Origin of the sequence: Erwinia sp. MMLR14_017 (assembly GCF_033657285.1) — a bacterium.
GTDB lineage: Bacteria > Pseudomonadota > Gammaproteobacteria > Enterobacterales > Enterobacteriaceae > Erwinia.
Map to the genome: position 1 here is coordinate 137,620 of NZ_JAWVWP010000012.1, position 24,553 is coordinate 162,172.

At 53.2% G+C, this 24,553-nt stretch carries 20 protein-coding genes; 3 read left to right on the top strand and 17 right to left on the bottom strand.

Features of this window, described 5'->3' with window-relative positions:
- Nucleotides 1-2 precede the first annotated feature (2 nt).
- A complete protein-coding gene (locus SD961_RS18255; protein WP_318791754.1) occupies nt 3-872 on the bottom strand; it encodes an AraC family transcriptional regulator in 870 nt (289 codons plus the stop codon).
- Between the two features lie 539 nt (nt 873-1,411).
- Between SD961_RS18255 and SD961_RS18260 the strand changes: the two genes are divergently transcribed.
- Nucleotides 1,412-2,353, top strand: a complete 942-nt coding sequence (locus SD961_RS18260; RefSeq protein WP_318791755.1) for a sugar phosphate isomerase/epimerase — start codon at nt 1,412-1,414, stop codon at nt 2,351-2,353.
- Between the two features lie 78 nt (nt 2,354-2,431).
- On the opposite strand, the gene uvsE is transcribed toward SD961_RS18260, so the two are convergent.
- From uvsE to SD961_RS18310, 10 genes are all read right to left on the bottom strand, one after another.
- Entirely contained in the window at nt 2,432-3,394 is a 963-nt protein-coding gene (gene uvsE / locus SD961_RS18265) for a UV DNA damage repair endonuclease UvsE (RefSeq protein WP_318791756.1), read from the bottom strand.
- 51 nt (nt 3,395-3,445) lie between these two features.
- A complete protein-coding gene (locus tag SD961_RS18270) occupies nt 3,446-4,021 on the bottom strand; it encodes a C40 family peptidase (protein WP_318791757.1) in 576 nt (191 codons plus the stop codon).
- 218 nt (nt 4,022-4,239) lie between these two features.
- The gene (locus SD961_RS18275; RefSeq protein ID WP_318791758.1) at nt 4,240-5,742 is read right to left on the bottom strand and encodes an MDR family MFS transporter; all 1,503 of its coding nucleotides are present in this window, start codon (nt 5,740-5,742) and stop codon (nt 4,240-4,242) included.
- A 178-nt stretch (nt 5,743-5,920) separates the two neighbouring features.
- Nucleotides 5,921-7,450, bottom strand: a complete 1,530-nt coding sequence (locus tag SD961_RS18280) for a sodium:solute symporter family protein (RefSeq protein WP_318791759.1) — start codon at nt 7,448-7,450, stop codon at nt 5,921-5,923.
- On the bottom strand, nt 7,447-7,716 hold the full coding sequence (locus SD961_RS18285) for a hypothetical protein (RefSeq protein WP_318791760.1): 270 nt from the start codon (nt 7,714-7,716) through the stop codon (nt 7,447-7,449). Before SD961_RS18285 ends, SD961_RS18280 begins: the two co-directional genes overlap by 4 nt.
- A 129-nt stretch (nt 7,717-7,845) precedes the next feature.
- Complete coding sequence (locus SD961_RS18290) at nt 7,846-8,784, bottom strand: choline kinase family protein (protein ID WP_318791761.1); 939 nt, start codon at nt 8,782-8,784, stop codon at nt 7,846-7,848.
- Nucleotides 8,781-9,710: an aminoglycoside phosphotransferase family protein gene (locus SD961_RS18295; protein ID WP_318791762.1), complete on the bottom strand. Its 930-nt coding sequence runs from the start codon at nt 9,708-9,710 to the stop codon at nt 8,781-8,783. Before SD961_RS18295 ends, SD961_RS18290 begins: the two co-directional genes overlap by 4 nt.
- Nucleotides 9,707-10,993 carry a M20 family metallo-hydrolase gene (locus tag SD961_RS18300; protein WP_318791763.1) on the bottom strand — a complete coding sequence of 429 codons (1,287 nt, stop codon included), beginning with the start codon at nt 10,991-10,993 and terminating at the stop codon, nt 9,707-9,709. The genes SD961_RS18295 and SD961_RS18300 overlap by 4 nt, the downstream gene beginning before the upstream one ends.
- A complete protein-coding gene (locus SD961_RS18305) occupies nt 10,932-11,729 on the bottom strand; it encodes a DeoR/GlpR family DNA-binding transcription regulator (protein WP_318791764.1) in 798 nt (265 codons plus the stop codon). Before SD961_RS18305 ends, SD961_RS18300 begins: the two co-directional genes overlap by 62 nt.
- 54 nt (nt 11,730-11,783) lie before the next feature.
- On the bottom strand, nt 11,784-13,211 hold the full coding sequence (locus SD961_RS18310) for an amidase (protein ID WP_318791765.1): 1,428 nt from the start codon (nt 13,209-13,211) through the stop codon (nt 11,784-11,786).
- Nucleotides 13,212-13,632: 421 nt separating this feature from the next.
- On the opposite strand from SD961_RS18310, the gene SD961_RS18315 reads away from it, so the two are divergent.
- Entirely contained in the window at nt 13,633-14,379 is a 747-nt protein-coding gene (locus tag SD961_RS18315) for a PadR family transcriptional regulator (protein WP_318791766.1), read from the top strand.
- On the opposite strand, the gene SD961_RS18320 is transcribed toward SD961_RS18315, so the two are convergent.
- The 3 genes from SD961_RS18320 to SD961_RS18330 form a co-directional block, all read right to left on the bottom strand.
- A complete protein-coding gene (locus SD961_RS18320) occupies nt 14,376-15,152 on the bottom strand; it encodes a MipA/OmpV family protein (protein ID WP_318791767.1) in 777 nt (258 codons plus the stop codon). The genes SD961_RS18315 and SD961_RS18320 overlap by 4 nt on opposite strands.
- Before the next feature lie 92 nt (nt 15,153-15,244).
- Entirely contained in the window at nt 15,245-16,549 is a 1,305-nt protein-coding gene (locus SD961_RS18325; protein WP_318791768.1) for a HAMP domain-containing sensor histidine kinase, read from the bottom strand.
- Between the two features lie 14 nt (nt 16,550-16,563).
- A complete protein-coding gene (locus SD961_RS18330; protein ID WP_318791769.1) occupies nt 16,564-17,283 on the bottom strand; it encodes a response regulator transcription factor in 720 nt (239 codons plus the stop codon).
- A 119-nt stretch (nt 17,284-17,402) separates the two neighbouring features.
- Between SD961_RS18330 and SD961_RS18335 the strand changes: the two genes are divergently transcribed.
- Entirely contained in the window at nt 17,403-18,803 is a 1,401-nt protein-coding gene (locus SD961_RS18335; RefSeq protein ID WP_318791770.1) for a M24 family metallopeptidase, read from the top strand.
- 78 nt (nt 18,804-18,881) lie between these two features.
- Here SD961_RS18335 and fhuE read toward each other — a convergent pair whose 3' ends face one another.
- The 3 genes from fhuE to SD961_RS18350 all read right to left on the bottom strand — a co-directional run bounded on the left by fhuE (nt 18,882) and on the right by SD961_RS18350 (nt 24,126).
- Nucleotides 18,882-21,119 carry a ferric-rhodotorulic acid/ferric-coprogen receptor FhuE gene (gene fhuE, locus SD961_RS18340; RefSeq protein ID WP_318791771.1) on the bottom strand — a complete coding sequence of 746 codons (2,238 nt, stop codon included), beginning with the start codon at nt 21,117-21,119 and terminating at the stop codon, nt 18,882-18,884.
- Nucleotides 21,120-21,370: 251 nt separating this feature from the next.
- Entirely contained in the window at nt 21,371-21,655 is a 285-nt protein-coding gene (locus tag SD961_RS18345) for a VF530 family protein (protein WP_318791772.1), read from the bottom strand.
- Nucleotides 21,656-21,798: 143 nt separating this feature from the next.
- Complete coding sequence (locus tag SD961_RS18350; RefSeq protein ID WP_318791773.1) at nt 21,799-24,126, bottom strand: FdhF/YdeP family oxidoreductase; 2,328 nt, start codon at nt 24,124-24,126, stop codon at nt 21,799-21,801.
- Nucleotides 24,127-24,553: the final 427 nt, after the last annotated feature.

Here is a 24,553-nt window from a genome sequence, read left to right on the forward strand (position 1 = left end):
ATTCAGGCTCTTTTTTGCCCGCTAAGCCAGAACCTTTTGTATTGACCCGGTGGGATACCCACCAGATTATGAAAAATACGGTGGAAATTATTCACGTTATCATAGCCCACCGCTTTCGCTACCTCCGCAACGCCCAATACCGTCCCGAGCAGTAACGTTTGGGCTTCCCCAATTCTTCTGCGGGTTTGATAATGTTTAGGAGAATAGCCTGAAAAAGCTTTGAACACATGAGCCAGATAAAATGAATTCATATTAATAACCGCGGTTAACGACTTCAGATCGATATCATTTTTATAATTACAATCAAGATAATCTTTAATACGTTGGCCCAGTATATCTCCGTCACTTTGATACTCGTGATGGCTTTTATTCCACAGGTTACGACAGAGCAGCAGCAATGCGCACAGAAGATGAGAGGCAATCTCCGCACTGCCGGTATTATTAGCGCTGACGTGATGCCATATCTGGTGAAAAAGTTGCTGAATATTCTCGCACAACTCACCGCTGGGCATGACTGCAACCTGAGAACGAGTGGTCAGATGGTTCAACGGCAATCCCGCAAACTTCAGCCGCTCTACGCCACAGCTCAGGATAAGCAGGTCATCCGAGGCAGCGGGATTTTCGTCATGCAGTATACCGGCGTTAAAGAGCAGTAAATCCCCCCGTTTGACGTGGTATCCCCGACCATCGATATTGTAAACCCCGCTTCCCTCCTGAATAAACATCAGTTCAAAGCGTTCATCATGTTTATGCATAACGCGGGGCATAGCCGCTTCTTTTCCTTCCGCTTTACAGATAAACAGCAGTCGTGGCGTGCCCGCCGCATCAAAACCTGAGAAAGAAGATCGATCGTTCAGGCAATGGGTAATCATGATACCTCCCGCATATTTACCACCACTTTCACCTTACCGCAGCTCAGAACTAAATTATCATTAAAGTACAGGTAGAGCGTTATTTTTCTCACTTTAGAAAGTTCCAGCTGCTTTAAGGGAATCGAAAGAGTAATGACAGCTACTACGGCTTGGGGGGTGGGCAACTGAGCTTGCCAGTAATGAATTTTACCTGGCGCTAAAAAATCGAATTTATAAACATCTTCATTCTTGCTATGTCAACGGAAGAATTACAAAGTGTGACTAAGGACACTCATATCTGGTTTTTTAAATAAAATTTAATGATCTCCTGCACGAACTTAATAGTTAATTTATGCCCGTGATGGTTTTCCAGTCTCATGCTGATATAACTTCCACAGCGCACGGAAAAACTATTAAAGCAGACAGGAGCTTTCATTTTCCGTTTTAATTATTAATTAAAAGATGGGAATGCTTAATAAAGGAGTAATATGAATTAGCCAGAAATATCTCTGCCAAATTTTATAGCCTTATGCCGTTCTGAAATCTTTCAAGGATAAATTATGAAACTTGCATTATGCACCGATGTTCTGGCCGATCTTGCTTTTCCCGATATGCTGGACAGAGTTAAGGCTTACGGTATTACCGGCGTAGAAATGACCGCAGGCGGCTGGTCTCCCTGCCCGCATGTCCCCACAGAAACGTTGCTTAGCTCTCCTGAAAAGCTGGAGCAGTTTCGTAGCGAACTGACCTTCCGGGAAATGGAAATTGTTGCGCTTAATTGTTCCGGTAACCCTCTTGCTCCGGGTGAGCTGGGTGAGAAACATAGCCAGAGTAGCTATCGTGCCATTGAGCTTGCAGGCAAGCTTGGCGTAAAAAAGATAGTCATGATGAGTGGATTACCCGGCGGCTGCCCGGAAGACCGGATCCCCAACTGGATAACCTCCACCGTCTCCTGGCCCGATTACATGCCTGGCGTTATTGACTATCAATGGAACGAGGTGGCGATCCCCTGGTGGCAGAAGTTCACCGAACATGCCAGGGAGCACGGCATTGAAAAAATTGCGCTAGAAGCATTCCCGAGCCAGCTGGTTTATAACGCCTCCACCCTGCTCCGCCTGCGCGAAGCGGTTGGTGAGATGATTGGCATGAACCTGGATCCGTCCCATCTGATTGCCATGGGTGCAGATCCTGTCGCCGCAGCACGCAGACTGGAAGGTGCTGTTTACCATGTACACGGTAAAGATGCCCGTATTGAGCGCGGTCTGGCAGATATTGATGGCCTGCTGGAGTCTCAGCCCGTTACCGAAACCAAAACGCGGACCTGGAACTATGTTGCCGTGGGCTGTGGACAGGATCTGCAGTGGTGGAAAGAGTTTTTCTCGGTGCTGCGAATGACGGGTTATGACGGTTACGTATCGCTGGAGATGGAAGACCTGACCATGAGCGTGGAAGCGGGACTGCAAACCTCTATCGACGCCCTGAACGCCACTCTCAGCCGTTGAGGTTATTTTCCCTGGGGCGATGCCCGACGCCCCGGTGGAAACTCTTTGTCGTGGCTGAGTCAGCCCTCTTCGGGCTGTTCAGCGATGACGGGCAAGGCTGTAGTGATAAAGTCTGTCCCTGGCGATATTTTTCATTTTCACTTCACACATGATGTCAAAGTCTTCAAAGGATAAAGCCCAGTCATTCAGCGTGGGGTTAAAATAGAAGTCCGAATGGCCGCGTAATTTCATTTTGGAGAGGCCAAGCGTATTCTGATCCGGAAAACCCTCTTGCGGGATCAATCCTTCCTGAGAAATGGAGTAGTGCATAACCGGACGAACGCCGCGCCATGAGGCTTTGATCTCGTTAATTCGCGGATCGTCAGGTTTGATAAATTCATTCTCTTTCACCCAGTGGTGGTGAATATCAAGCACGATCGGACAAAGCTCAGCCGCTTGCAGGACATCATCTAAAGAGCAGGACACCTCATCATTTTCAACGGTCAACATTCGTTTTGCTTCAGAGCTGAGACGGTTAAAGGCGTGCTTAAAGCCCTCAAAACCGCCTTTGCCATTCATGTGAATATTTATTTTGAAATCCTGAAACTGTTGGCCATAGCCCATCAACGTTGCGCACAGCGTATGGTATTCAACATCTTCGATTGCGCGCTCAACTACGCCCGGATTATCTGAGGCCAGCACCGTATATTGGCCAGGATGGAATGAAAGCCTGATATCGTTCTCGCGGGCAAACTCGCCGCATGACTTAAATAAGGGGATGAGATCCGGCAAAAACTCCGCGTATAAAGGCGCGGCTTCAGGAACAGTATATAAAGGCAGCAGATCGCTACCGATTCGCATCATCCTCAGCGCTGCTGGCATCTGTGCCACCTGCTTTAACGTAGCTCCAAGCTGAGTTAAATTGAGCCTGGCTATCTCAGAGATCAGTTTGGTTTTATCTTCATTATTCAGGCTGAGAAATCTCTTACGCGTTGTGGCCCTGAACGGCAGAGGTTGCTCTAATGCTTCATTTAAAAATTTGCATGCAAAGCCTAATTTCATACTGCCTCCTGTTAAGCTCAATCCCTGAGTTTAACAGCTGACCGTCAAAAATCACTGACGGGCGAGTTCTGTTTTGCTCTTCTCGGCATTGAATGAGATCTCCGCACCGACCTCTTTCTTCAGTCTGCGTGACTGATAATAAACTGATTTCCAGTACGGATTATCGAGAGAAGAACGCATCACCCCCTGACTGTAAGAGGCGTGCAAAAAATGATCTTCGGTATCATAAAAGCCAACATGAAGTTGATTATGGATGCGGAAAAAGACCAGATCGCCGGTTCTGAGCTGCTCTTTATCTATCGTCGTGCCCATCTTTACCAGCTCAGTGGTCGTCAACCGGCTCACAGGAAGATTGAAACGATCTTTCAGCGTTCGCCAGACAAAGCCAGAGCAGTCAACTCCTTCCAGGTTGGTTCCGCCCCAGTGATAGGGCGTTCCCTGCCAGGCGTGCATTTGATCGTGCAGTGCAGCCAGTACCGGAATAAGGTCGGGCTGCGCGGCCCCATCTTCGGATGGTTGCGTAATATTCTGGAGATCCTGACGTGCGGAATCCGGTTTCGAAGCACACCCCGCAATAACCAGAAAGATCAGCGGAAACAGGGATTGTATAACGGCATGTTGCTTCATCAGATAGAGCCAGGCAGTAAATTTAAGAGATGCAACTTATACCTTATTCACTCCCGGGTCTGAATCATGGAAAGCTACCCTTACTTATCTTTACTTCATATGTAATAACAGAAATATTTCTGGCGTGACATTTTTAGTCTGAAACTATATTGTCCCGCCAGAATATTTTCTCTTTTCATCCCGTAGGGTGATCTGTTTATGACCAGACATTCCCACTGTTATTTCCTGCGTAACGGGGATTCCGGTAAAAACCAGGCTAAAATAAACGCCACAATCATCACGCCGGTTGCCATGATAAAGGCGGCATGAATCGCGTCGCCGAAGGCCAGCAGGTAGTCATGGTGCAGGGCGGCGGGCAAATTCTGTATTGCCGCGGGATTCATACTGCGCGGCAGTTCGCTCCCTGCGGGGATCAGCCTCTCCAGTCCTCTTTCAAGCACCTGACCGAACACCGCACCAAATAACGCTACGCCAATTGAACCGCCTACCGAGCGGAACAGTGTCACCGCTGATGTGGCGACACCCAGCAGATTTGGCGCTACCGTGTTCTGCACCGCCAGCACCAGCACCTGCATTACCATACCCAGGCCCATACCCATCACACAGGTGAAAAGATAGAGATGCCAGGTTGGCGAGTCGGTGGTAATTGTGGTCAGTAAGGCCATTCCCAAACTGGCGAAGAGAGTGCCCGCTATCGGGAAAAGACGATAGCGCCCTGTCCGGCTAATAATCCGTCCACTGACGATGGACGTTGTCAGTAAGCCCCCCATTAACGGCAGCAGCTGCATCCCCGCCTGCGTAGGCGTGGCCGCCTTGACCACCTGTAAATAGAGCGGCAGAAAGGTGACGCTGCCAAATAGCGACATGCCAATAATAAAACCGATCAGGCTGCTTAGCAGAAAGCTGCGGTCACGAAACAGCGTCAGCGGAATAATGGGCTCAGCCGCCTGACGCTCTTCATGAATAAAACCAATCAGGCCCACCACGCCAAACGCGAGAATGCACCACAGCAGCGGATCCGACCACGCTTTTACGCTGCCGCCTTCGCTGGTAAACAGCGTAATACCCACCAGCGCCATACAGAGATAGAAGGCGCCGAGATAGTCGATCTCATGCTGGGTTCTTTTCCCGCCGGGCTTCAGTACCGCGCCTATCACTAACAGCGCAAATAGCCCGAGAGGAATGTTGATGTAGAAGATCCACCGCCAAGATGCGTGCTGCACAATAAAGCCGCCTGTCAGCGGGCCGATGACCGTTGCAAGACCAAACACGCCACCAAACAGACCCTGGTAGCGGCCACGTTCGGCGGGCGGCACCACATCAGCAATAGCGGCCATGCTGACCACCATCAATCCCCCGCCGCCCAGCCCCTGCAGCGCACGGGTCAGAACCAGCTGGTCCATATTCTGCGCGACGCCACACAGCGCAGAGCCAAGCAGGAAAAGCATAATTGAGATTTGCAGAACCTTTTTGCGCCCAAACAGATCGCCAAATTTGCCATATAACGGCACTACGATAGTAGAGGCTAAGGTATAGGCAATAACCACCCATGAAAGCTGATTAAGCCCGCCCAACTCACCCACGATGGTGGGAAGCGCTGTGGAGACAATAGTCTGGTCAAGCGCCGCAAGCAGCATAACCAATAACAGGGCGCTGAATAGCAGCTTCAGCGAAGGGGCTTCCCGTGGCGGCTGCTGTGAAGTAATACGTTCTGGCTCCATACCGATACTCACTTGTTATTATCTGAATACGCTATGAATAGTAAGGAGATAGCGGGAACGGTGCAACATAACGGCTGTTTCGTCCTGTTCAGGCAGAAAGAGTGGCGCAGTTCAGGAAACTGTCGCGCAGGAGGTCATGATGCAAAGACAAATAAGGCGGCTTGCGCCGCCTTCAGGGTTAATTCAATACCGGTTTACCCACCGGCTGCCTGACGCCATCGGCAAGAGCAAATAACGCCTCCACCCGGGCCTTCTCTTCAGCCGAAGATTTAATCATCACACCGCAAACAATAAATACCAGCACATTTCCGGCCAGGCCAACGATGCCGCTGGTAAGCGATCCCAGCGCCGGGATGTCATCCGGGTAGAATACCGTCAGCACAATAGCGATAACGATCCCGGTCAGCATCCCCATCAGCGCGCCCTGCTTGTTGCCAAAGCGGCTGAAGATACCAAAGAACAGCGGCACCGCAAGCTGAATAATTCCCTGGTAAGAGATCTGCGCCAGCAGTTGCAGACGCGAATAGTTAAAAGTCAGATAAGCCAGCACCGCCGCCGCGACGATAAATACCACCATGCCCGACTTCGCCAGCAAAGTGAGCTGACGATCGCTGCGAGGTTTATTCCAGGTCGCCAGGTCGTTTGCAAACTGTGTACCGCATACCTGTACGCAGCCATCAACATGACCGATGCTCGCAGCCAGCACAATGACCAGCGCCAGACCAAGCAGCCATGGGCCGCCCTGGGTAAACAGGGCGGTAAAGAAACCCTGCTGAGGATTAGCCTGCACGCCCGGATCCTGACTGATGGCGGTGGCAAACAGCATCAGGATGGCATAGAACCCGCCTACCAGCAGAATGGTCAGCAGCGTGCCCTTTTTTACTGAGCGAATACCGCTGGCGGTATAAATGCGCTGGAAACTCATCGGCCAGCACATCGACCCCACCACGCCGGTGAAGATCAGGCTGAACATATACCAGCTGCCATAGTGGCTGCCCGCCGAACCCGGAATTTGCAGCATGGCGGGCGGCAGGCTGGCCAGCTGGCTGAATCCCTGTTCGCCGCCGCTGAACAGCAGCCAGAGGCAGACCAGCGAACCCAGGCCGTAGGCGACAATTCCCTGATACATATCGGTCATAATCAGCCCTCGCATCCCCATGCTGACGGTCCAGTACTGTCGCACCAGAATGAGTACCACGCCTGCAATCAGACAGGTAGTCACACTCCAGCGGCCAAAACTGGCGAATTCCACCAGCAGCGCCAGCGCCTGGATCCCCATCACCACCCATGGGAAGACGCAGATAATGCCGATAATCGACGCGACCCTTTTCACCGCCGGGCTGTTAAAACGCATTCCCAGCAGATCGGGCTGGGTGGTCAGGTTGAAATGCTGGCCCCACTTCCAGGCACGCCGCGCCATCAGGTACATGGCCGTTACGCCCAGCGTGGAATAGACGGCACCATAAAATCCGATCACGCCGCTTACGGAGAGCGCAAAAAAGGCGGTAAAGGTTGCCCCTGGCCACCATGAATTGGTATAGCTCATGGCGATATACCACGGACCATAGGAGCGTCCGCCAACAGCATAATCAGAAAAAGAGGTGCTTTTCTGATTGGTGACGTAAAGTACGGCGATCATGATTGCCAGAAACAGGCCGATCAGACCAAAGGTAATAAAATAGTGGGGTTCAACGGCGGACATATTCATGCTATTTCCTCATCTTCAGGAATTTCCCCGAATGCACATTCAGCGAGATACATCACCCAAAGCCCGATACCCAGAAAGATGGCAATCGCAAGCCAGTAAATAATTGGCAAGGGAATGCCCATAATTAACGCGCTGCTGCCGCTGACGCTTAAATAAAGCGGCGGAAACAGAGCAAACAGCGCCAGAACCAGCAGGTACAGGGTAAAGATCTTATTTTTTAAGCTGATCAGAGAGCGCTTATGCGGCGCAATAGTTATTGAACTCATCACCACCTCCTGAAATGATTAATATGGATTTAGCACTCCTTTACCTGCTGATAATCAGCGATTCCCCGGAATTGACGGACACACTCATTCGTGGCGATGCTGCCACTTATTAGTAAACAAGATTGGTTATTAAACCGTGCGTAACCAGTTTTCCCAGTCGGGATGATTAAGCACGCTTCGTGCACGCTGCGTTTTCCATGCACCATATTTTGAAAAGTCGAAATCAATATCCGCGACCTGATGTTGAATAATTGCCCATGTGGACCATTTCATATCAGCCAGAAATTTATGCAACTGCACGCGGGCAAAACTGGCGTTATCTACCTTGCCGAAATATGCTTCCAGCAATTCCCGTTCAATTTCTGGCGTAAAGAACATTTCGCCAAACCATAAAGCCAGTTCGTAGCAGCGGTCGTTATTTGAGGCATATTCAAAATCAACCAGCCGGATATCTCCGCTGGCATTAAGCATAAAATTACCCGCCAGCGTATCGTTCATGCATGGGACTATATCCAACCCTGAAGCCCGAAGGGCTGCCTGCGCACGCTGGCCCTGTTTATGCAGCCATGCGGCATCGGCAGAAAAGGTGCCGCCGAGACCAGTCACCTGGTCAATATGTTCATCCAGCATATCGAACACGGTTTTGCTTTCGGCCAGCAGCGACTTATCGTTAAAACTCTTCAGGGCATGCAGTGCCTTATGACGTACGTCGCGTTGTTGAAAATCGTGATTTGAAGAGGTTCGCCACCCTTCCATAAATTCAAAAATCTCTACGCCCTGGTCACGCAAATAGGCCACCACCTGCGCACCATAGCCCGTTTCTGCGGCTTTCAGGCTGGCTTCATGGGCGGTATCGCGATTAATAAAACGCTCTGTGCCCTCTCCGGGGATCTTCACAAAATAGGCACAGGGTGCGCCAGCAATCTCTACCCGCCAGTTGGCATTTGAGATCCCCCCACCCACCGGCTGGTAACGACTCTCAGCAGACTGCCACGCCGGCACGGCTGCAATAGCCTTTTCAACACGCTGTTCCTGCCAGCTGACGGCTTCTCCCAGACGTTTGCTCATGCTGCTCTCCCCGCCACAAGGGCTAACCATCGTTGAAGACGCGGGTCACCGGCACTCTGGCGACAGCGCAGCAGCGTCCACTGCCCTACCTTAGTAAATTCAAGTCCGCGTGGGCTGGTCTGGCCGCTCCAGAAGCCCCACAGCGTCCAGTAATAGTCGTCGGCCAGCGCATAGAGACGGCAGCGGGCAAAGTCCGCTTCACTGCATGACCCGTAGCAGTTACGGATCGCTTCACGCCACTGGTCATCAAACGAGAGTGTTTCATTCAGCAGCACGGCTGTGTCATACCAGGGGTCATCAAGCGCAGCGGAATCGAAGTCCAGCAGTTGCCACTCACCGCGTTCGTTAACCAGCCAGTTGCTGGCAATGGGATCGCCGTGGATCAGCACTGACGGTTTCGCCTGCACTGCAAGCGCTTCCCAGGCAAGGTCCACACACTCTCCCAGCCACAGCAGCTCATCAGGAAGCGTCACGCTGTCAGTTTCACAACGCTGGCGCAGCTTCAGCATGGCGTCGTGACGCCCCGGCAGAGGCAATGAGAGCTGATGTAACCGATCAAGCATTTGCGTGATCTTCTGCAGGTTCCGCGGCAGGGTGAGCTGATCCAGCGTCGCCCAATGCCACCCTTCATCCAGCGCGCTGTAGAGAGCCACACCCTTCTCGCTGTCAGTATGAAGAAGATGCGGCGCCAGCCCCTGCTCTGCGGCGGCACGAGCGGCGGCAAAGACATTTTCAACATCAATTAACGGCTTCTGATCGTCATGCAGAACCTTGGCATAATAGTGTCGCTCGCCCTGAGCAACCCGAAATCCTGCCCATTCGGTGGCTACGCGATGGGGTGACGCCACGCCTGCTGTACCTGGCTCAATGGACCAGAGAGCTTCCGGCTGCCAGGCGCTCAGGACCTGCTGTAAACGGGTTATCATGCTGTTTCCTCCACGTCCGGAAACAGGCAAATATCGGCCAGCAGCGCGAGTAGCAAATCCAACCCACGGTGCAATTCTTCCTGAGCGGTAAACTCGCACTCGTTGTGCGACAGCCCGTCACGGCTTGGCACAAACAACAGGCAGCTCGGACAGCTGGCGCTCAGGCTGACCGCATCGTGCCCCGCAACCGTTTGCATTTTTAGTGAGCTTAATCCCAGTTCATGCGCCAGCTTCTGAGCACGTTGCGCCAGCCTTGCGTCAAGCTGCTGGCGCTGCCTGAACAGCGAAGAGATCAGGCTGACATCAGTAGCGGTCTCCTGCGCAATAGTTTGCAGCTTGTGGGAAAATAGCTCGCCGGTTGCCCTGAGTAACGCCTCATCTGCCGATCGAAACTCAATGTAAAGCGTCGCTTCAGAAGTCACCACGTTAGGTGAATTGGGCGAGGTTTCCAGACGTCCGACCGAGGTATGCAGTGCCAGTCCGTGCCTGTCGGCCTCTTCCCGTACCGCAACGATGGTTTTTGCCGCAGCCAGCAGCGCATCACGTCGGCTCGCCATCAGCGAAGGGCCGGTGTGGTTCTGTTCTCCCCGAAAGGCTACCTGCCACTTGAGTGCAGCCCAGGTTTCGCTTACCACACCCACCTGCTTCTGCTGTTGTTCAAGGTGCGGGCCCTGCTCAATGTGTATTTCAACATAGGCCGCCAGCGTCATAGGCGGTAACGGTTCGCCACGATAGCCGATGATCTCAAGAGCTTCCCCAAGCGTAATGCCCTCAGCATCCTTGCAGGCGAGCGCTTTTTCCAGCGTGCTTGCGCCGGTAAACACCGCGCTGCCAATCAGGCTTGGCTGGAAGCGTGCGCCCTCTTCGTTGGTCCAGCTCACCACGGCGAGATTTAGCCTGGCGTCTTCATCGCGCTCTTTCAGCTGGCGGGCCAGGCTGCTCAATGCTGTCGCCCCTGCCGTTACGCCATAGGCACCGTCGAAACGGCCCCCGGCGGGCTGGCTGTCGAGGTGGGAGCCGCAAAGCAGCCAGGGTGCTCCGGGGCATAGAGCCAGCAGACCAAAAATGTTGCCAATCTCATCGACGTGGACGCTGAAGCCCTGCTGGCGTAGCCAGTGGCAGAAAGCGTCGCGCATCGCGCCATCTTCTGCACTGGCCGTGAGCCGATGCAGCCCGCCTGCGGGCGTGGCACCAATCTCACAGCTCTGTGCAAACAGCGCGTCAAAGGCCTGATAATCGTATTGCGTCATCCGCAGCAACGCCGGGATGGAGGATAGTGACATGGGCTTTCTCCAGACTCTCTACAAAATTCGGCGGAGGGGGCGCATTCGTCACCAGCGTATTCACGGCACTGAAAGGCAGCGTGTTAACAAAGGTGCGCAGGCCAAATTTCCCCGCATCGGCCAGAATCACGCTCCGACGACAATGTTGCGTCAGCACGCGGCGCAGCAGCGCTTCCGGCTCTTCGTAATCCATAAATCCGTGTTCTGCATCTACCGCCCCAATTCCCATAAAAGCGATGTCATAATGAAACTGCCGCGCAAACGCCAGCGCGTGAGGACCCGTCAGAGCGTTATCGTTGCGCCGCACGCGGCCTGGCACCAGCGTGACTGCATTGTCACTTTGCTGTGTCAGCAGCCCGGCAATATCCAGCGAATTAGTAAAAACCTTCAGTCTGGAGAACGAGGTCAGCTGTTGCGCCAGCGCCAGCGTGGAGGTTCCGGTATCCAGAAACAGCGCCATTCCCTCTTCAACCAGATCGCTGGCCTGTTGTGCTATCCGCACTTTGGCTCGCGGCTTAATGCGGCTGCGGATTTGCAGCGGCTGCTCCTCACTCGGCACTGGCAAAATGGCTCCGCCGTGTACGCGACGCAGTACTCCCTGCTCTTCAAGATATTTCAGGTCCCGGCGAATGGTCTCTTCCGACACCACAAAACGCTGAGCCAGTTCGGTAACGCGCACCCGCTTTTCGCTGCCCAGCACCCGTTTGATTTCATCCAGTCGCGGCTGATTGATCATGACTCCCCTTTTGATCTCTGAATAGTCGGCAAAAGAGCAGTATACCCGCGGCGATCACGCCTGTGGCGGAAGATGCTGCGCCCAGGGCATCAGCGCTTCCAGCGCGGCGCAAAATTGCAGAACATCGCCTTCGGCATAGCGTCTGCCAATCACCTGCATGCCTACCGGTAGGCCCTCAGGAGTGAAACCGCACGGTATGGTGGCCGCCGGATTACCGCTGAGGTTGAAGGGCCAGGTAAAGGGCGTCCAGCGGGCCCACTCCACGCCACTGTTCCCTTCCTGCTGCTCAGGCGGCGTCTGGCGATCGGCCGCAAATGGCAGCACCGGCAGAGTCGGCATCACCAGTAAATCAACTTCATCAAACAGTGCATGAACCTGCGTGGCAAAGGCGGCACGCTCTTTCTGAGCGCCGAGATAGTCAGCCAGGCCGATCTCTTTTGAACGGGCGATCAGCGTGGCGAATCCCGGGTCGAGTTTATCCAGCTGATCCTTCAACGCGGAACCATAGGCCACGCCCCGACCGCCGGTCCAGAGCGTATCAAACGCCTGAAACGGACTTTCCCAGTCAAGCTGGCGGGGCTGAAGATCAATGGGCAGTCGCCGTATCTTCTCCACCGCCTGCTCCACCAGAGAAGCAATTTTTGGGTCAACCGGGACATTGAAAAGCGTGCTGGCATAAGCCACACGAAAGCGAGGCAGCGGAGTGTCGCAGCGAGCCAGCCAGGATTCCCCCTTTTCTGGCAGGGCCTGGTGGTCGCGCGCATCGGGACCCGAAAGCAGGTCGAACAGTAAGGCGCTGTCCCGGACGGTACGCGTTATCGGTCCGGCATGGCTCAACATTTCCGTGGCTGACCAGGGCCAGGTCGGGATGCGGCCCAGCGAGGCTTTCAGCGCAAAAAGACCGCAAAACGCGCTGGGTATGCGCAACGAACCGCCGCCATCCGATCCCAGAGATCCCGGCACCAGATGCGCCGCCACGCTGATTGCTGAACCAGAGCTGGAACCCCCGCTGGTTAAGTCGCTGTTCCAGGGATTACGGCCATGGCCGAACAGGCGGGAATAGCTGGAGCCGGTCCAGCCGAATTCAGTAGTGGCGGTTTTACCTAACAGAATGGCACCCGCTGCTTTCAGGCGAGCAATAATCGGCGCATCGCTCTCTGGCACGTTCTCCAGTGCCGTAAGGGAACCTTTAGTGGTACGTAAGCCAGCAGTAGAAAACAGATCTTTAATGCCAAACGGCACGCCATGCAGCGGGCCTCGCCACTGACCTTCTGCCGCTTCGCGGTCGCACGCCTCCGCTTCTTCAAGCGCTGCTGTTGCAAAGATATCGCCGAAAGCATGCAATGTGGGATTGTGGGTTTTTATGCGCTGAAGACAAAGGTTGACCAGCGAGACGCTGCTGCGTTTTTTGCTGCGTATCTGCTCCGCAGCCGTCAGAACATCGGGCATGATTTCTCTGTTTAAGCGTTCATCCTGCTGCATGTTTTACACCTGATGAGGTGGACTCTGATGGCCTCATACTGACCCTTGCATCCATACCGCGCAAGACTGATTTTTGTTGTTAATGTGGGATATGTGGTTTTGACGGAGTGTCGGTGATAGGAAAATATGATGTGAGAATTAAGAGTATTGTGCTGCCATGATTATATAAGCCAGAATAAAAAATCAGAAAAACCGAAATTTCACAGGCTTTCCCGGCGCCCCTGAAGAGGAGTAAATGGGATTGGCCTCTGCCTGATAAGCCCGCATTTATGGCTGCGGCGCCAGGCTGTAATAATAAAGTCATATACCTGCCTCTCGCTTTTTATTTCGCCCCCCCTGTTGCTTTTTACTATCTTAAGATATAAAAATAGAACTATCTTACGATACTGTCGTAAGATATTGCCCCCTACAGGAGAGTGCTATGTTTAAAGAAATGTTCCCTGAACGACGCGGTGGTCGCCATCACCACAGAACTGAAAGTCATCGTCATTGTTTCCAGCAGGCTGAAAGCCGTGAAGAAGCGCTTGAGATGCTGTATGAGCAGTGGCGAGAGGCAATGCGCCATCATGCGGAACGAGGCCGCCATCACTGTTCCGCTCATCGTGGCGGTCACTCTGACGGTCATCGCGGGCATCGTGGCGGCCGTGATGATGCCGGACACCGCGATCGCCCTTCCTTCCTGCGTGGCCGTAAATTTGGCGCGGATGAGCTACAGCTGCTGTTACTGACGCTGCTGAAGCAGCAGGCCAGCTACGGCTATGAGCTGATCAAAATCCTCAGCGAGAAAAGCGGCGGTTTCTATACCCCAAGCCCTGGCGTAATTTACCCGGCACTGACTTATCTTGAGGATGTCGGCCATGTTACCGTCCAGCCTGAAGGTAACCGTAAGCGTTTTGCGATCAACGCCGAAGGTGAGGCTTATCTGACTCAGAATCAGGAGATGGCAGAGGCGTTAATGGCGAAGCTGGCGCTGTTTGCCAGTCAGAGCGACTCGGTCAATCAGGCAATGTCCGAGCACCGCCAGGCTTTCGCTCCGGCATTGATGGAGGCGATCCATTCGCTCCGGAGCGAGCTGCACCAGTTCCATAGCAGTGATGAAGAGAGCCAGGGCAAAGCCGCCAAAATTATTCAGCAGGCGCTGGCACAGCTTCGGACTTTAAAAGGTTAGAAGTGCCAGGAGACAAATGTGCCATACGAGAGTTGGTCAGCCTTTTGTACCACAGGGCTGTCCGACGCCTCTTCAATATGCGTGGCAAATGCTCTTGCTCCCCACGTCCAGTCGTGGTTGATCTGGTAGTCCAGCCCCATCTCCACACCTACTTTTTCCAGCCCTGAACTGGCCTGATAACGCGATAAGCCACTGCGGGCTGCCTGGCTGGACGTCACGCCATATTGCGTCTGCATGTAGTCGCTGTCTGCCCAGCTCAGCACCGGCCCCGCAAACAAACGCAGATCCTGTGTTGCCTGCCAGGTCGCGTGCGCATAGGTGGTCAGCCTGAAGCCCTGATCGTTCCCTCCGATATCCTGAGTCAGGATTAGCCCCCCGGTGAAATAGTCGCTCCTGAAGGTGCCTGATGCGAAGGCGCGAGGTGTGACGGTAATATCCCCCATCCCTTTCAGGCGATCGTCGTCGGATTCTTGCCTTGGAAACAAATCCGAGCCCACACCCAGCGAAAACTGCCAGTGAGGAGAATCGTAAAACTTCCAGCCAGCCGCTGTCAGGGTATCCACCCCGCCGATAAAAAAGTTACCGTATTCCACTTTAAGGAGCGGCAGGAAAGACACTTTGCTCTCTTTTGCGCCGTCATACTTTGGTTTTACGCTGGCTCCAGCCCCGAGAAAACCACTCAGCTTCCCTGAGCTGTCTTCCGTCGCAGCCTCAGCAGAAAAGCCTGAAACAATCAATATTCCGGTCAGAACCGTGCTGATAGCAAAACGCATTGATCCAGCTTCCTTCTTTATTAACAACAAAACCCGCGATGAAAGCTGATTTAACCAGCGCCATGTAAATCTGCTTTCTCTCGCAGGTAAAGTTATGTAGCAGAAGTGAGATCAAATGTGTTTGTTGTCCGTAAGTAAGGGAGATGAACCGTAAAGCAAACTCCGCCAGTTTCAGGGTTTGAAACGACCACGCTTCCGCCATGATATTCACTTACGGCTTTTACCAGAGCCAGACCCAGGCCGGTTCCCTCCGGGCCACCCTGCTTTTCCACACGGTAAAAGGGCTCGAATATACGGTTGCTTTCAGAAACCGGAATGCCGGGCCCCCGATCGCAAACAGCAAACTCGAAGGTGTCAGCGGCAGAGACGTGCAGCGTTACGTTAACCGGATGCTCACCATGTTTTAACGCATTCTCGATAAGATTGCGCATCATGCGGCGAATCAAGCTGGGGTCCACGAGGGCGATAATGTGGGCAGCGGCAAGATCAACCGAGGCTCTGGCACACTCTTCAGCCGCTATGGCCGTCACGTCGGTGCTTTGCAGGGACTGAAAGCTGGCGATCTGTGCTGCTTCAAGCCGGCTCATAGTCAGGATCTCTTCCACCAACTCATCCAGCTCTGCCACGCTCCGGCGGAGTTCTTCCCCGGCGGGTGAAGAATAGGGAGCCAGCCAGACGGAAGCCATCTGAATTCGCGCCAGCGGTGAGCGTAATTCGTGCGAGGTGCGGGCCAGCATATGTTTTTGCGCATTTACCAGCTTTTCCAGCTGGCTGGCGGACTGGTTAAAGCTCACGGCAAGCCGCGCGACTTCATCATTTCCCGTAATCATGACTCTGGAAGAGAGATCGCCTTTTCCCAGCGATTCCACACTTTGTTGTAACGCCTCCAGTCTGGCCATTAACCTGCGGACAACCGGCCAGGCCGCCAGCGCTACGGCGCACGCCAGCGCAAGCAGCATAAAAATGAACAACCAGGGTCTGTTGGCCCTGTCGTCGCTGAATTGCACCACCAGCACCCGTTTATCCGCCAGTTGCCAGACGAAACGGGTAGCGTACCAGTCATCAAAATAGCCGTAAGGTTTGATATTTTTTGGAAATGGGATTGGCGGGTTCAGCTTTCGGCTTAGCAATTTACCTTCAGGAGAGAACAGCGCAAACCGCGTATGAGTTTTCTCGATCCAGCTTTCAATAGCATCCGTCTGAACCGGTGTCGGGGCGCTGGAGGGCGGCAGACTTTTTTCGATCATCCCGGTGAAGGTGGCGAACGCGCTGAGATGGCGGTTATTGTCATCCATCCATAGCCAGATGGCGATGGTGGAAAATATCACTACAAAAATCGCGCCGGTGACAGCTAGAAAGACCTGCTGATACATTGGAAGATCGGTTAATTTTTTCATCGTTCCCTGCGGATTCAGATTTGGGGAAGACGCGAAAAGACGTAGCCGATACCCCGGACAGTGATGATTCGCCTTGGCGTGCGCGGATCGTCCTCAATGATTTGACGGATCCGTCCAATATGCACATCAATGGCCCGGTCAAAGCTTTCGTAAGATGCGCCGCGCACCGACTGCCAAAGCTGTTCACGGTTCATCACCCGGCCCGCATTCCGTGCCAGCGTCAGCAATAGTTCAAACTGCATGGACGTGAGTGTACAGACACGCCGATCAAGCTTCACCGTTCTTGCTGCAATATTAATCTCCAGCTCGCCAGCGCGGATCAGCTCGTGAGGAACGGGGCTTATTTTGCTCACCCGCCGCAGGATGGCCCGGATACGGGCCAGCAACTCTCGGGGTTCGAAAGGCTTGGTCAGATAATCGTCAGCGCCCAGTTCCAGCCCAATAATGCGGTCAGTAGGTTCGCCCCGACCGGTAACCATAATGATGGCAGGATCCCACTGGCAGGCAGCCCGGATATAGCGACAAACGTCCAGCCCGTCCGCGTCACTCAGCATTAAATCCAGCAGGATGATGTCGAAAGAACGGGTTTCCAGTGCGCAGTAGGCATCCTTTGCCGTGGGTGTATGCAGCACGTCTAACCCATGCTGTTCCAGATAAGGCACTATCATGCCAGCTAACCGTAGATCATCCTCAATCAGTAACAACCTGGAACCGCCGGAAAGGGGCTGGAGCATGGGATGGATGCCTTAATAAAGGGATTGAGTGAGTTGAGACAACCGTTTTCACGGTATGATGAAAAAAGTGATGAAATTTTTTATTCCGCCACTTCGGACGGTTTTACAGGAGGAACAGAATGAACGACTCCCTTGCCCGTTTTACACTCAGCCCTATCCCGCCGCCAGAGAGCTTCCCCGACGTCAAAAGCACCCTAATCAGTGATGAGATGATGGCGCTTCGTCTGCAAAAAATCCTCACTGCCATGCAGCAGCACAATTTTGATACGCTGGTCATCTATGCCGACAAAGAGCATGGGGGAAATTTCGAATACCTGTCAGGTTTTATTCCCCGGTTTGAAGAGGCGCTGCTGGTGGTGACGGCGCAAGGCGAGCTTACCTATATCATGGGCAATGAGAATCTCAAGCTGGTGCCGCACGCCAGAAACCCCGGCGCCTGCCTTCATGCTCCTATTTTTTCATTGCCGAATCAGCCAATGGATAACGACGCTCCGCTCACCACGCTATTAGCTGAGGCAGGCGTGAAGCGAGCGGGAATGACCGGGATTGCAGGCTGGAAGTTATTCACCACTCAGCAAAATAATGCTTATCGGTTTGATATTCCTGCTTTCATTCTGGATGAGGTGATTGCAGCCGCTGGCGACAGGCAGTATGTGACTAACGCCACCGGTTTGTTTATCTCTCCGCAATATGGCGTGCGATCTCTGAACAGCGCCAGCGAGATTGCCTGCTATGAGTATGGCGCCAACCTGGCCTCCACCCGGATTCTCAGGGCGCTGGAGGCGCTTGACGTTGGCAAAAGCGAAAAAGAAATTGGTCAGCTGTTAGCGGGTGACGGGCAGCCTGGCAACGTGGTGGCCATTGCGGCGACTGGGGAGAGATTTGCCCATGCCGGGCTTTACCCCACCGACAAGCAAATCCAGCGGGGCGATAAGTTTTCGCTGACCGTTGGCTATAAAGGGGGGCTGACCAGCCGGGCAGCCTATGTTATCGCCGCTGAAGAGGAATTGCCTGCGGCGGTGGCCGATTGGCTGCCCGCGCTGGCTATCCCTTACTATCGCGCAGTCACCACCTGGCTTGAAACGCTTCGTCCCGGCCTGACCGGTGGTGAGCTTTATCAAACCATTGAAGCGGTTTTGCCAAAAGAGCGGTGGCACTGGCATCTGAACCCCGGCCATCTGGTGGCGGACGAAGAGTGGCTCTGTTCGCCCATCTCCCCCGATTCTAGCGTCAGGCTGCAGAGCGGCATGATTTTCCAGATTGATATTATCCCTTCGCTGCCGGGATATGGCGGATGCAGTATAGAGGATACGGTCGCGCTGGCTGATGAAGTGTTAAGGAGAGAGCTGGCAGCCAGCTATCCCGAGGTGTGGCAGAGAATGGAGATCCGCAAAGCTTATCTGCGGGACAGGTTGAATCTGCGGGTATCCGACGATCTGCTCCTGCTCTCCAACACGGTTGGCTATCTGCGCCCTTTCCTGCTGGATAAGCAACGTGCTTTGATCCGCGCCGCCAGGTAAGCGAACATTGACCGGAAAATGACCCGTAGTGTTACCCACCGGGAGAAAAATGGCTCCTGAAAGGAGCCATTAACGTTATCAGAACTGATAGCTGGCGGTCAGCGAGAAGTTACGCGGCTCGCCGTAAACGGTATAGATGTTATCTACCGTGGTGTCATATTCCTTATCGAACAGGTTGTTGAGGTTAGCCTGCAAGGAGAGCTGTTTGGTGACCTGATAACGGCTGAACAGGTTGACCAGCGCGTAGCTGCCCTGCTCTGCACGGAGCGTACCATTGCCATCCGGGCCGGCAATATCACTCCAGACGTGAGTTTGCCAGTTAACACCACCGCCCACAGTGACCTCCTGAAGCATCGGCAAACGGTAGCTGGTGAACAGCTTAAGCTGGGTGCGAGGCAGTTGAGGATTGACCGCCGTACCATCACGCTCTTCAGCAATATAGCGGGTGCCGCCAAAGGTCATCTGCCAGTTATCAGTAATGGCGCCGTTGATTTCAAATTCGACGCCGCGGCTGACGGTTCCATCCGTGGCCTTATAAGCTGTTTCCCCTGCGGTTCCAGGTATGACCTGATTGGTTGTCTGCGCGACATTATCCAGCTCAGCACGGAAAACCGAGACGGAGGTGGTGAGTCGGCTGTTAAACCAGTCTGATTTCACCCCAGCCTCATAGTTTTTTCCGATAACCGGTGACAGGAAGCTGCGGTTGATATCGCGCTGAGTCTGCGGCTGGAAGACCGAAGTATAGCTGGCGTAGGTTGACCAGTTTTCATTGATATCAAATACCAGGCCCGCATAGGGTGAAACGTTATTTTTCTCAAACTCCTGAGTAAGGGAATGGGAGTTGTAGTTGGTATAGCGTGCGCCCAGGATCAGGTGCAGCGGGTCGGCCAGCGAGAGGCGTGTCGCCATGTAAGCGGACTTCTTACGAATGATATCTTCCTGAGCCAGCGTGCGTGGCCCCCAGTCAGTTTCAGGGAAGCTGCTGTTGAAGTCATTGAAGTTGCCCAGTTCTGCCGAGGAGATGTTGGCAAATGAACTGTAATAGGTGTTTTTCTGTTTGGTGTAGCTCAGCCCCATCATCAGCTCATGCTGACGGCCCAGCAGCTCAAAGGGGCCGCTGGCATAGGCATCCACAGCATTAACCTTGCGCTTGCCGGAGTTGTAACCTGTTCCAGCTACCACATCGTAATCCTGATACCGGGATACGCCCAAACCCGTGGTTTTATCGAAATAGCCATCAATGTACATCTGCTTACTGTTGATTAGCGTTTCGTTATGGGTGCCGGTGAGATTCGCCTGCCAGCCGTTATCGAAGCTCTGCTTCAGATTGGCAAAGACTTTATTGTTCTGCTTGTCGTTATAGGCCCAGTCCGGCGCGGAGTTAAAGCCGCGACGATAATCTGTTTTGCTGCCGTCGGTATACCAGCGGGGAGCGCCCCCCCAGGTTGGACGGTTGGCATTGGTTTCCTGATATTCATACCCTACGGTCAGCGTAGTGGAATCTGTCAGGTCGGCATCGACAACGCCATAGAGAAATTTTTTCTCTGCGCTGTAGCGCTCGACAAAGCTATTGCCATCCTGATAACCGGCAACAATACGGCCACGCACGTTGCCAGATTCGCTCAGCGGGGCAGAAAGGTCGGCAACGTAGCGCTGTTTATTCCAGCTCCCGTAAGAGGCAGATACATTACCGGCAAATTCACGACTGTCGGCATGTTTATGGATCATGTTAATTGAAGCGGAAGGATTGCCGGTACCGGTCATCAGCCCTGATGCGCCACGCACCACTTCAATGCGCTCAAACATTGCCGTATCAGACTGTGAATCGCCCAGGTTCCAGCGTGTTTCAAACACGGTAGGAATGCCGTCTACCATATAGTTATCAATTAAAAAGCCGCGCGAATAGTAGGTACGCCGATCCATGTCCGCCACCCCTTCCTGGATAGCGGTGGTGTTATAGAGCACCTGACCAAGCGACTGCAGCTGCTGGTCCTCCATCCTTTGCTTGCTGATAATGCTGACCGATTGCGGAATGTCGCGCGCAATCATCGGCATTTTAGTACCGGCACTGGTCACCGGTACGCTGTAATCGGTCGCGGCGCTGTCGGTTGCGCTCTCTGCGGAGGCTTCTACCGTCAGCGTTTGATCTTTGTTGCTACCAGCAACAGGCGCTGCCGCCTGTTCTGCAGCAAACGTATGGGGGACCTGGAGGGCAACCGCCACCAGTACGGCAAGCGCGGAATAACGAGGAGCCTGAGCATAGCCAGCCTGCTGGCTGAAGCCCTTTTCTCTGGTACGGCCTGGTGCAAAAAACATCGTACTACCTCAGAAGATTATTTTATTTTTATGCCACTGATTCGCTGGCAACCCAAATGCGAATGAGAACTATAATTTTTTTTATTTCTTCTGTAAAAGAATATCCGGGAACTTTTCAGGATTTTGTAAATCAGGGGGGAAATGTTTCAGGGAGAGAGATTGCTAAAAATTTTCAGGGTGTGAACAACCTGGTTTACGGCAGAGAAGATTAACTCTGCCTTGTTCTTTCAGGCATTCAGAACTCAGGATGATTACTCCTTCTTTTTCCAGTTTGCCCATGGATCCTCAGTCAGAACGTCAGGCTCTGCTGTAGGCGGCTCCTCCAGAGAAGCGAGATAAAGCTCTTCCACCTCTTTACGCGCCCAGGGCGTGCGGCGGAGAAATTTCAGGCTCGATTTTACGCTGGGATCGCTTTTGAAACAGTTGATATTGATGCGCCTGCCCAGCTCTTCCCAGCCATAACGCGCCTGTAGCGCGTTGACCAGTGCTTCAAGCGTGACCCCATGCAAAGGATCTTTAGAATTATGATTTGTCATAATGCTTCCGGTAACAAGATTTATGGCCGACAAGATACCTGAATGCCCGGTGAAAGTGCAATTAATGCAACAATACGTGACAACGTAACCTTCACCGGTGCTCTGTGACGGCGTCAGAAGACGCCGTAAAGTACAAGGGTTAGTTACCGCAGTGCGCCATCTGACTCCTTAACAGGCATTTCACACTTTTCCATATCTACTGGAATGTTTTTGTAAGCCGGAATACCGCTTCGCGTATCATAACTGTCGAGCGGGATCATTACGTTAGCCTCAGGGTAGTAAGCGCCAAGAGAACCCGGAGCCATGTCCAGCACCACAATCGTCAGCTTATCCATCCGGCGATCGGTACGCTTTCCTTGAGGATCAAGCGCGATGATATTTACCTTATCCCCCACGCGCAGCTCCCGTTTCTCCGCTTCTTCCGCATTCATAAAGAGCACATCCCTGCGGCCCGTTACGCCGCGATAACGGTCGTTAAGACCATACAAAGTGGTGTTGTACTGATCGTGACTGCGCAACGTGGTCAGCACCAGGTCATGGCACTTCAGAGAACGGGGATCTTCGTTGATGCCCTCCATGACCTTAAACTGCGCGAGACCTGAAGGCGTATTCCAGACGCGTTCGCTGGCCCCGTTATATAAACGGAAACCGCCGGGCTGCCTGATACGTTCGTTGTAATCTTTAAAGGCCGGGAAGACCGCCTCAATACTGTCGCGGATAAAGCTGTAGTCGCGGATCATTTTATCCCAGTCCACGCGGGTCGCTGGCAGCGTAGCTTTCGCCAGACCCGCAACAATTGCCGGTTCTGACTTCAGCCAGGGCGAAGCAGGTTTCAGTGAGCCACGGGAAGCGTGAACCATCGACATTGAGTCTTCCACGGTAATGCTTTGCGCGCCGGAAGCCTGTAAATCTTCTTCAGTGCGGCCAATAACCGGAAGGATGTAGTTATGCTTGCCCAACAGTAGATGGGAACGATTAAGTTTGGTGGCCATATGGACGACCAAATCGAGCTTGCGCATAGCGGCAAAAGTCGCCTGTGGGTCGGATATCGCTTCCGCCAGGTTCCCACCCAGACAGAGCAACGCTTTTGCCTGCCCGTCACGCATCGCCTGGATCGCCGCGACGGCACCATGACCATGCTCCTGTGGCGGCCTGAAGCCAAAGACGTTTTCAATGCTGTCCAGCAGCGATTGTGGAGGGATCTCTGTGATGCCGACGGTACGATCGCCCTGCACATTCGAGTGACCACGCAGAGGACAGATACCGGCGCCGGGTTTCCCCATATTGCCGCGTATCAGCAGTAAATTAGCAATCTGCTGCACGTTCTGCGTGCCGTACTGGTGTTGGGTAATTCCCATACCGTAGCAGATAATGGTTTTATCCGCGCTGGCGTAAAGCCGGGCAATATGCAGGATCTCCTGGTAATCCAGGCCAGAGACTTTAAGAATATGTGCCCAGTCGGTGGCATCAAGATCGGCTTTCAGTTCTTCGAAGCCCTGGGTATGTTCATCAATAAACGCCTGGTCAATCACCCCTGGCTGCCCTTGCTGGATCGCCGTGTCATGCATTTTAAGCAGTGACTTCATCACCCCTTTCAGCAGTGCTGCGTCTCCGCCGACCCGAACTTTATAGTAGGTCGAAGCCAGTTCGGTTGACCCCAGCGAGAGCATCTCAATCGGACTTTGAGGTGAAGTAAAACGCTCCAGCCCACGCTCGCGTAGCGGATTGATTGCCACAATTTTCGCTCCCCGTTTCGCTACTTCTCTGAGGGTGCCCAGCATGCGGGGATGATTGGTTCCGGGGTTATGGCCGATGCAGATCACTAAATCACATTGGTCAAAATCATCCAGCTCCACCGTTCCTTTGCCAATGCCAATAGATTCTGGCAACCCCACGCTGGTCGGTTCATGGCACATGTTTGAGCAGTCCGGGAAATTGTTGGTGCCATATTCGCGGGCGAAAAGCTGGTAGAGGAAAGCGGCCTCGTTAGAAGCCCGTCCTGAGGTATAAAATTCGACGCTGTTGGGATCTTCATAGCTTTGCAGCCGTTCGCCAATTTCCCGAAACGCGGTCTCCCACTCTACGGGCTGGTAGGTGTCCGTAGCGGCATCATATTTCATCGGGTGGGTGAGCCGCCCCTCTCCTTCAAGCTCAAACGCATTCCGTTGCCAGAGTTCAGTGACGGTATGCGCGGCAAAAAACTCTGGAGTAGTGCGCTTACTGGTCGCTTCCCAGGATACGGCTTTCGCACCATTTTCACAAAACTCAAAGGAGGAGCCATGACGGGGATCGGGCCAGGCACAACCCGGGCAGTCGAACCCCTGCGGTTGGTTAACCCTGAAAAGCGCAATAACATCCTGTTTGACCGACATTTGACCACGAATGGCATCAGCAACCGCTTTTAGCGCTCCCCAACCTCCTGCCGATCCGCCATAAGGTGCGATGCCTATAGTGCTGTTATTTTTTTTCATGAGTTCCTCGCATAGCAATTAACTGAACTCAAAGCTTAGAATATCTGGCTGGAGGTCGGGGCGGAAAACCCGGTAAACAGAGGCAGTTTGGATATCGAAAATTATTATACGTTAAGGCTGTTTTTAACAATAGATTTACAGTGAGCACTGATAAGCGCCAGATTAGTACCCTCCCACCTTGAGCAAAATGTGATGGCACACCATGAATGCCATAACTTCTATGCGACAGAATAAATGCAATAACTAAACAGGCGTTGTACCGGCAGTCAGAAACTGAAGATTTTGGTTAAGTCATGAATAAGGTATTATGCACTGGTTTTATAACCACTTTATTCATGAGGGATTATGGCTAAAGGATTTTTTCTCTATCACCTGGATAAAACCACCTGCGGGGGGCGCATTCTTTCCGGTGCGTCTGATGATACCT

What these genes read in the sequence shown, in the direction of transcription:
- SD961_RS18280 (WP_318791759.1), bottom strand. Translation starts at nt 7,450, where the DNA reads ATGAATATGTCCGCCGTTGAACCCCACTATTTTATTACCTTTGGTCTG.
- SD961_RS18270 (WP_318791757.1), bottom strand. Translation starts at nt 4,021, where the DNA reads ATGAAGCAACATGCCGTTATACAATCCCTGTTTCCGCTGATCTTTCTG.
- uvsE (WP_318791756.1), bottom strand. Translation starts at nt 3,394, where the DNA reads ATGAAATTAGGCTTTGCATGCAAATTTTTAAATGAAGCATTAGAGCAA.
- SD961_RS18320 (WP_318791767.1), bottom strand. Translation starts at nt 15,152, where the DNA reads ATGCGTTTTGCTATCAGCACGGTTCTGACCGGAATATTGATTGTTTCA.
- SD961_RS18335 (WP_318791770.1), top strand. Translation starts at nt 17,403, where the DNA reads ATGAACGACTCCCTTGCCCGTTTTACACTCAGCCCTATCCCGCCGCCA.
- SD961_RS18295 (WP_318791762.1), bottom strand. Translation starts at nt 9,710, where the DNA reads ATGATAACCCGTTTACAGCAGGTCCTGAGCGCCTGGCAGCCGGAAGCT.
- SD961_RS18260 (WP_318791755.1), top strand. Translation starts at nt 1,412, where the DNA reads ATGAAACTTGCATTATGCACCGATGTTCTGGCCGATCTTGCTTTTCCC.
- SD961_RS18315 (WP_318791766.1), top strand. Translation starts at nt 13,633, where the DNA reads ATGTTTAAAGAAATGTTCCCTGAACGACGCGGTGGTCGCCATCACCAC.
- SD961_RS18290 (WP_318791761.1), bottom strand. Translation starts at nt 8,784, where the DNA reads ATGAGCAAACGTCTGGGAGAAGCCGTCAGCTGGCAGGAACAGCGTGTT.
- SD961_RS18275 (WP_318791758.1), bottom strand. Translation starts at nt 5,742, where the DNA reads ATGGAGCCAGAACGTATTACTTCACAGCAGCCGCCACGGGAAGCCCCT.
- SD961_RS18310 (WP_318791765.1), bottom strand. Translation starts at nt 13,211, where the DNA reads ATGCAGCAGGATGAACGCTTAAACAGAGAAATCATGCCCGATGTTCTG.
- SD961_RS18325 (WP_318791768.1), bottom strand. Translation starts at nt 16,549, where the DNA reads ATGAAAAAATTAACCGATCTTCCAATGTATCAGCAGGTCTTTCTAGCT.
- fhuE (WP_318791771.1), bottom strand. Translation starts at nt 21,119, where the DNA reads ATGTTTTTTGCACCAGGCCGTACCAGAGAAAAGGGCTTCAGCCAGCAG.
- SD961_RS18285 (WP_318791760.1), bottom strand. Translation starts at nt 7,716, where the DNA reads ATGAGTTCAATAACTATTGCGCCGCATAAGCGCTCTCTGATCAGCTTA.
- SD961_RS18305 (WP_318791764.1), bottom strand. Translation starts at nt 11,729, where the DNA reads ATGATCAATCAGCCGCGACTGGATGAAATCAAACGGGTGCTGGGCAGC.
- SD961_RS18345 (WP_318791772.1), bottom strand. Translation starts at nt 21,655, where the DNA reads ATGACAAATCATAATTCTAAAGATCCTTTGCATGGGGTCACGCTTGAA.
- SD961_RS18350 (WP_318791773.1), bottom strand. Translation starts at nt 24,126, where the DNA reads ATGAAAAAAAATAACAGCACTATAGGCATCGCACCTTATGGCGGATCG.
- SD961_RS18300 (WP_318791763.1), bottom strand. Translation starts at nt 10,993, where the DNA reads ATGTCACTATCCTCCATCCCGGCGTTGCTGCGGATGACGCAATACGAT.
- SD961_RS18330 (WP_318791769.1), bottom strand. Translation starts at nt 17,283, where the DNA reads ATGCTCCAGCCCCTTTCCGGCGGTTCCAGGTTGTTACTGATTGAGGAT.
- SD961_RS18255 (WP_318791754.1), bottom strand. Translation starts at nt 872, where the DNA reads ATGATTACCCATTGCCTGAACGATCGATCTTCTTTCTCAGGTTTTGAT.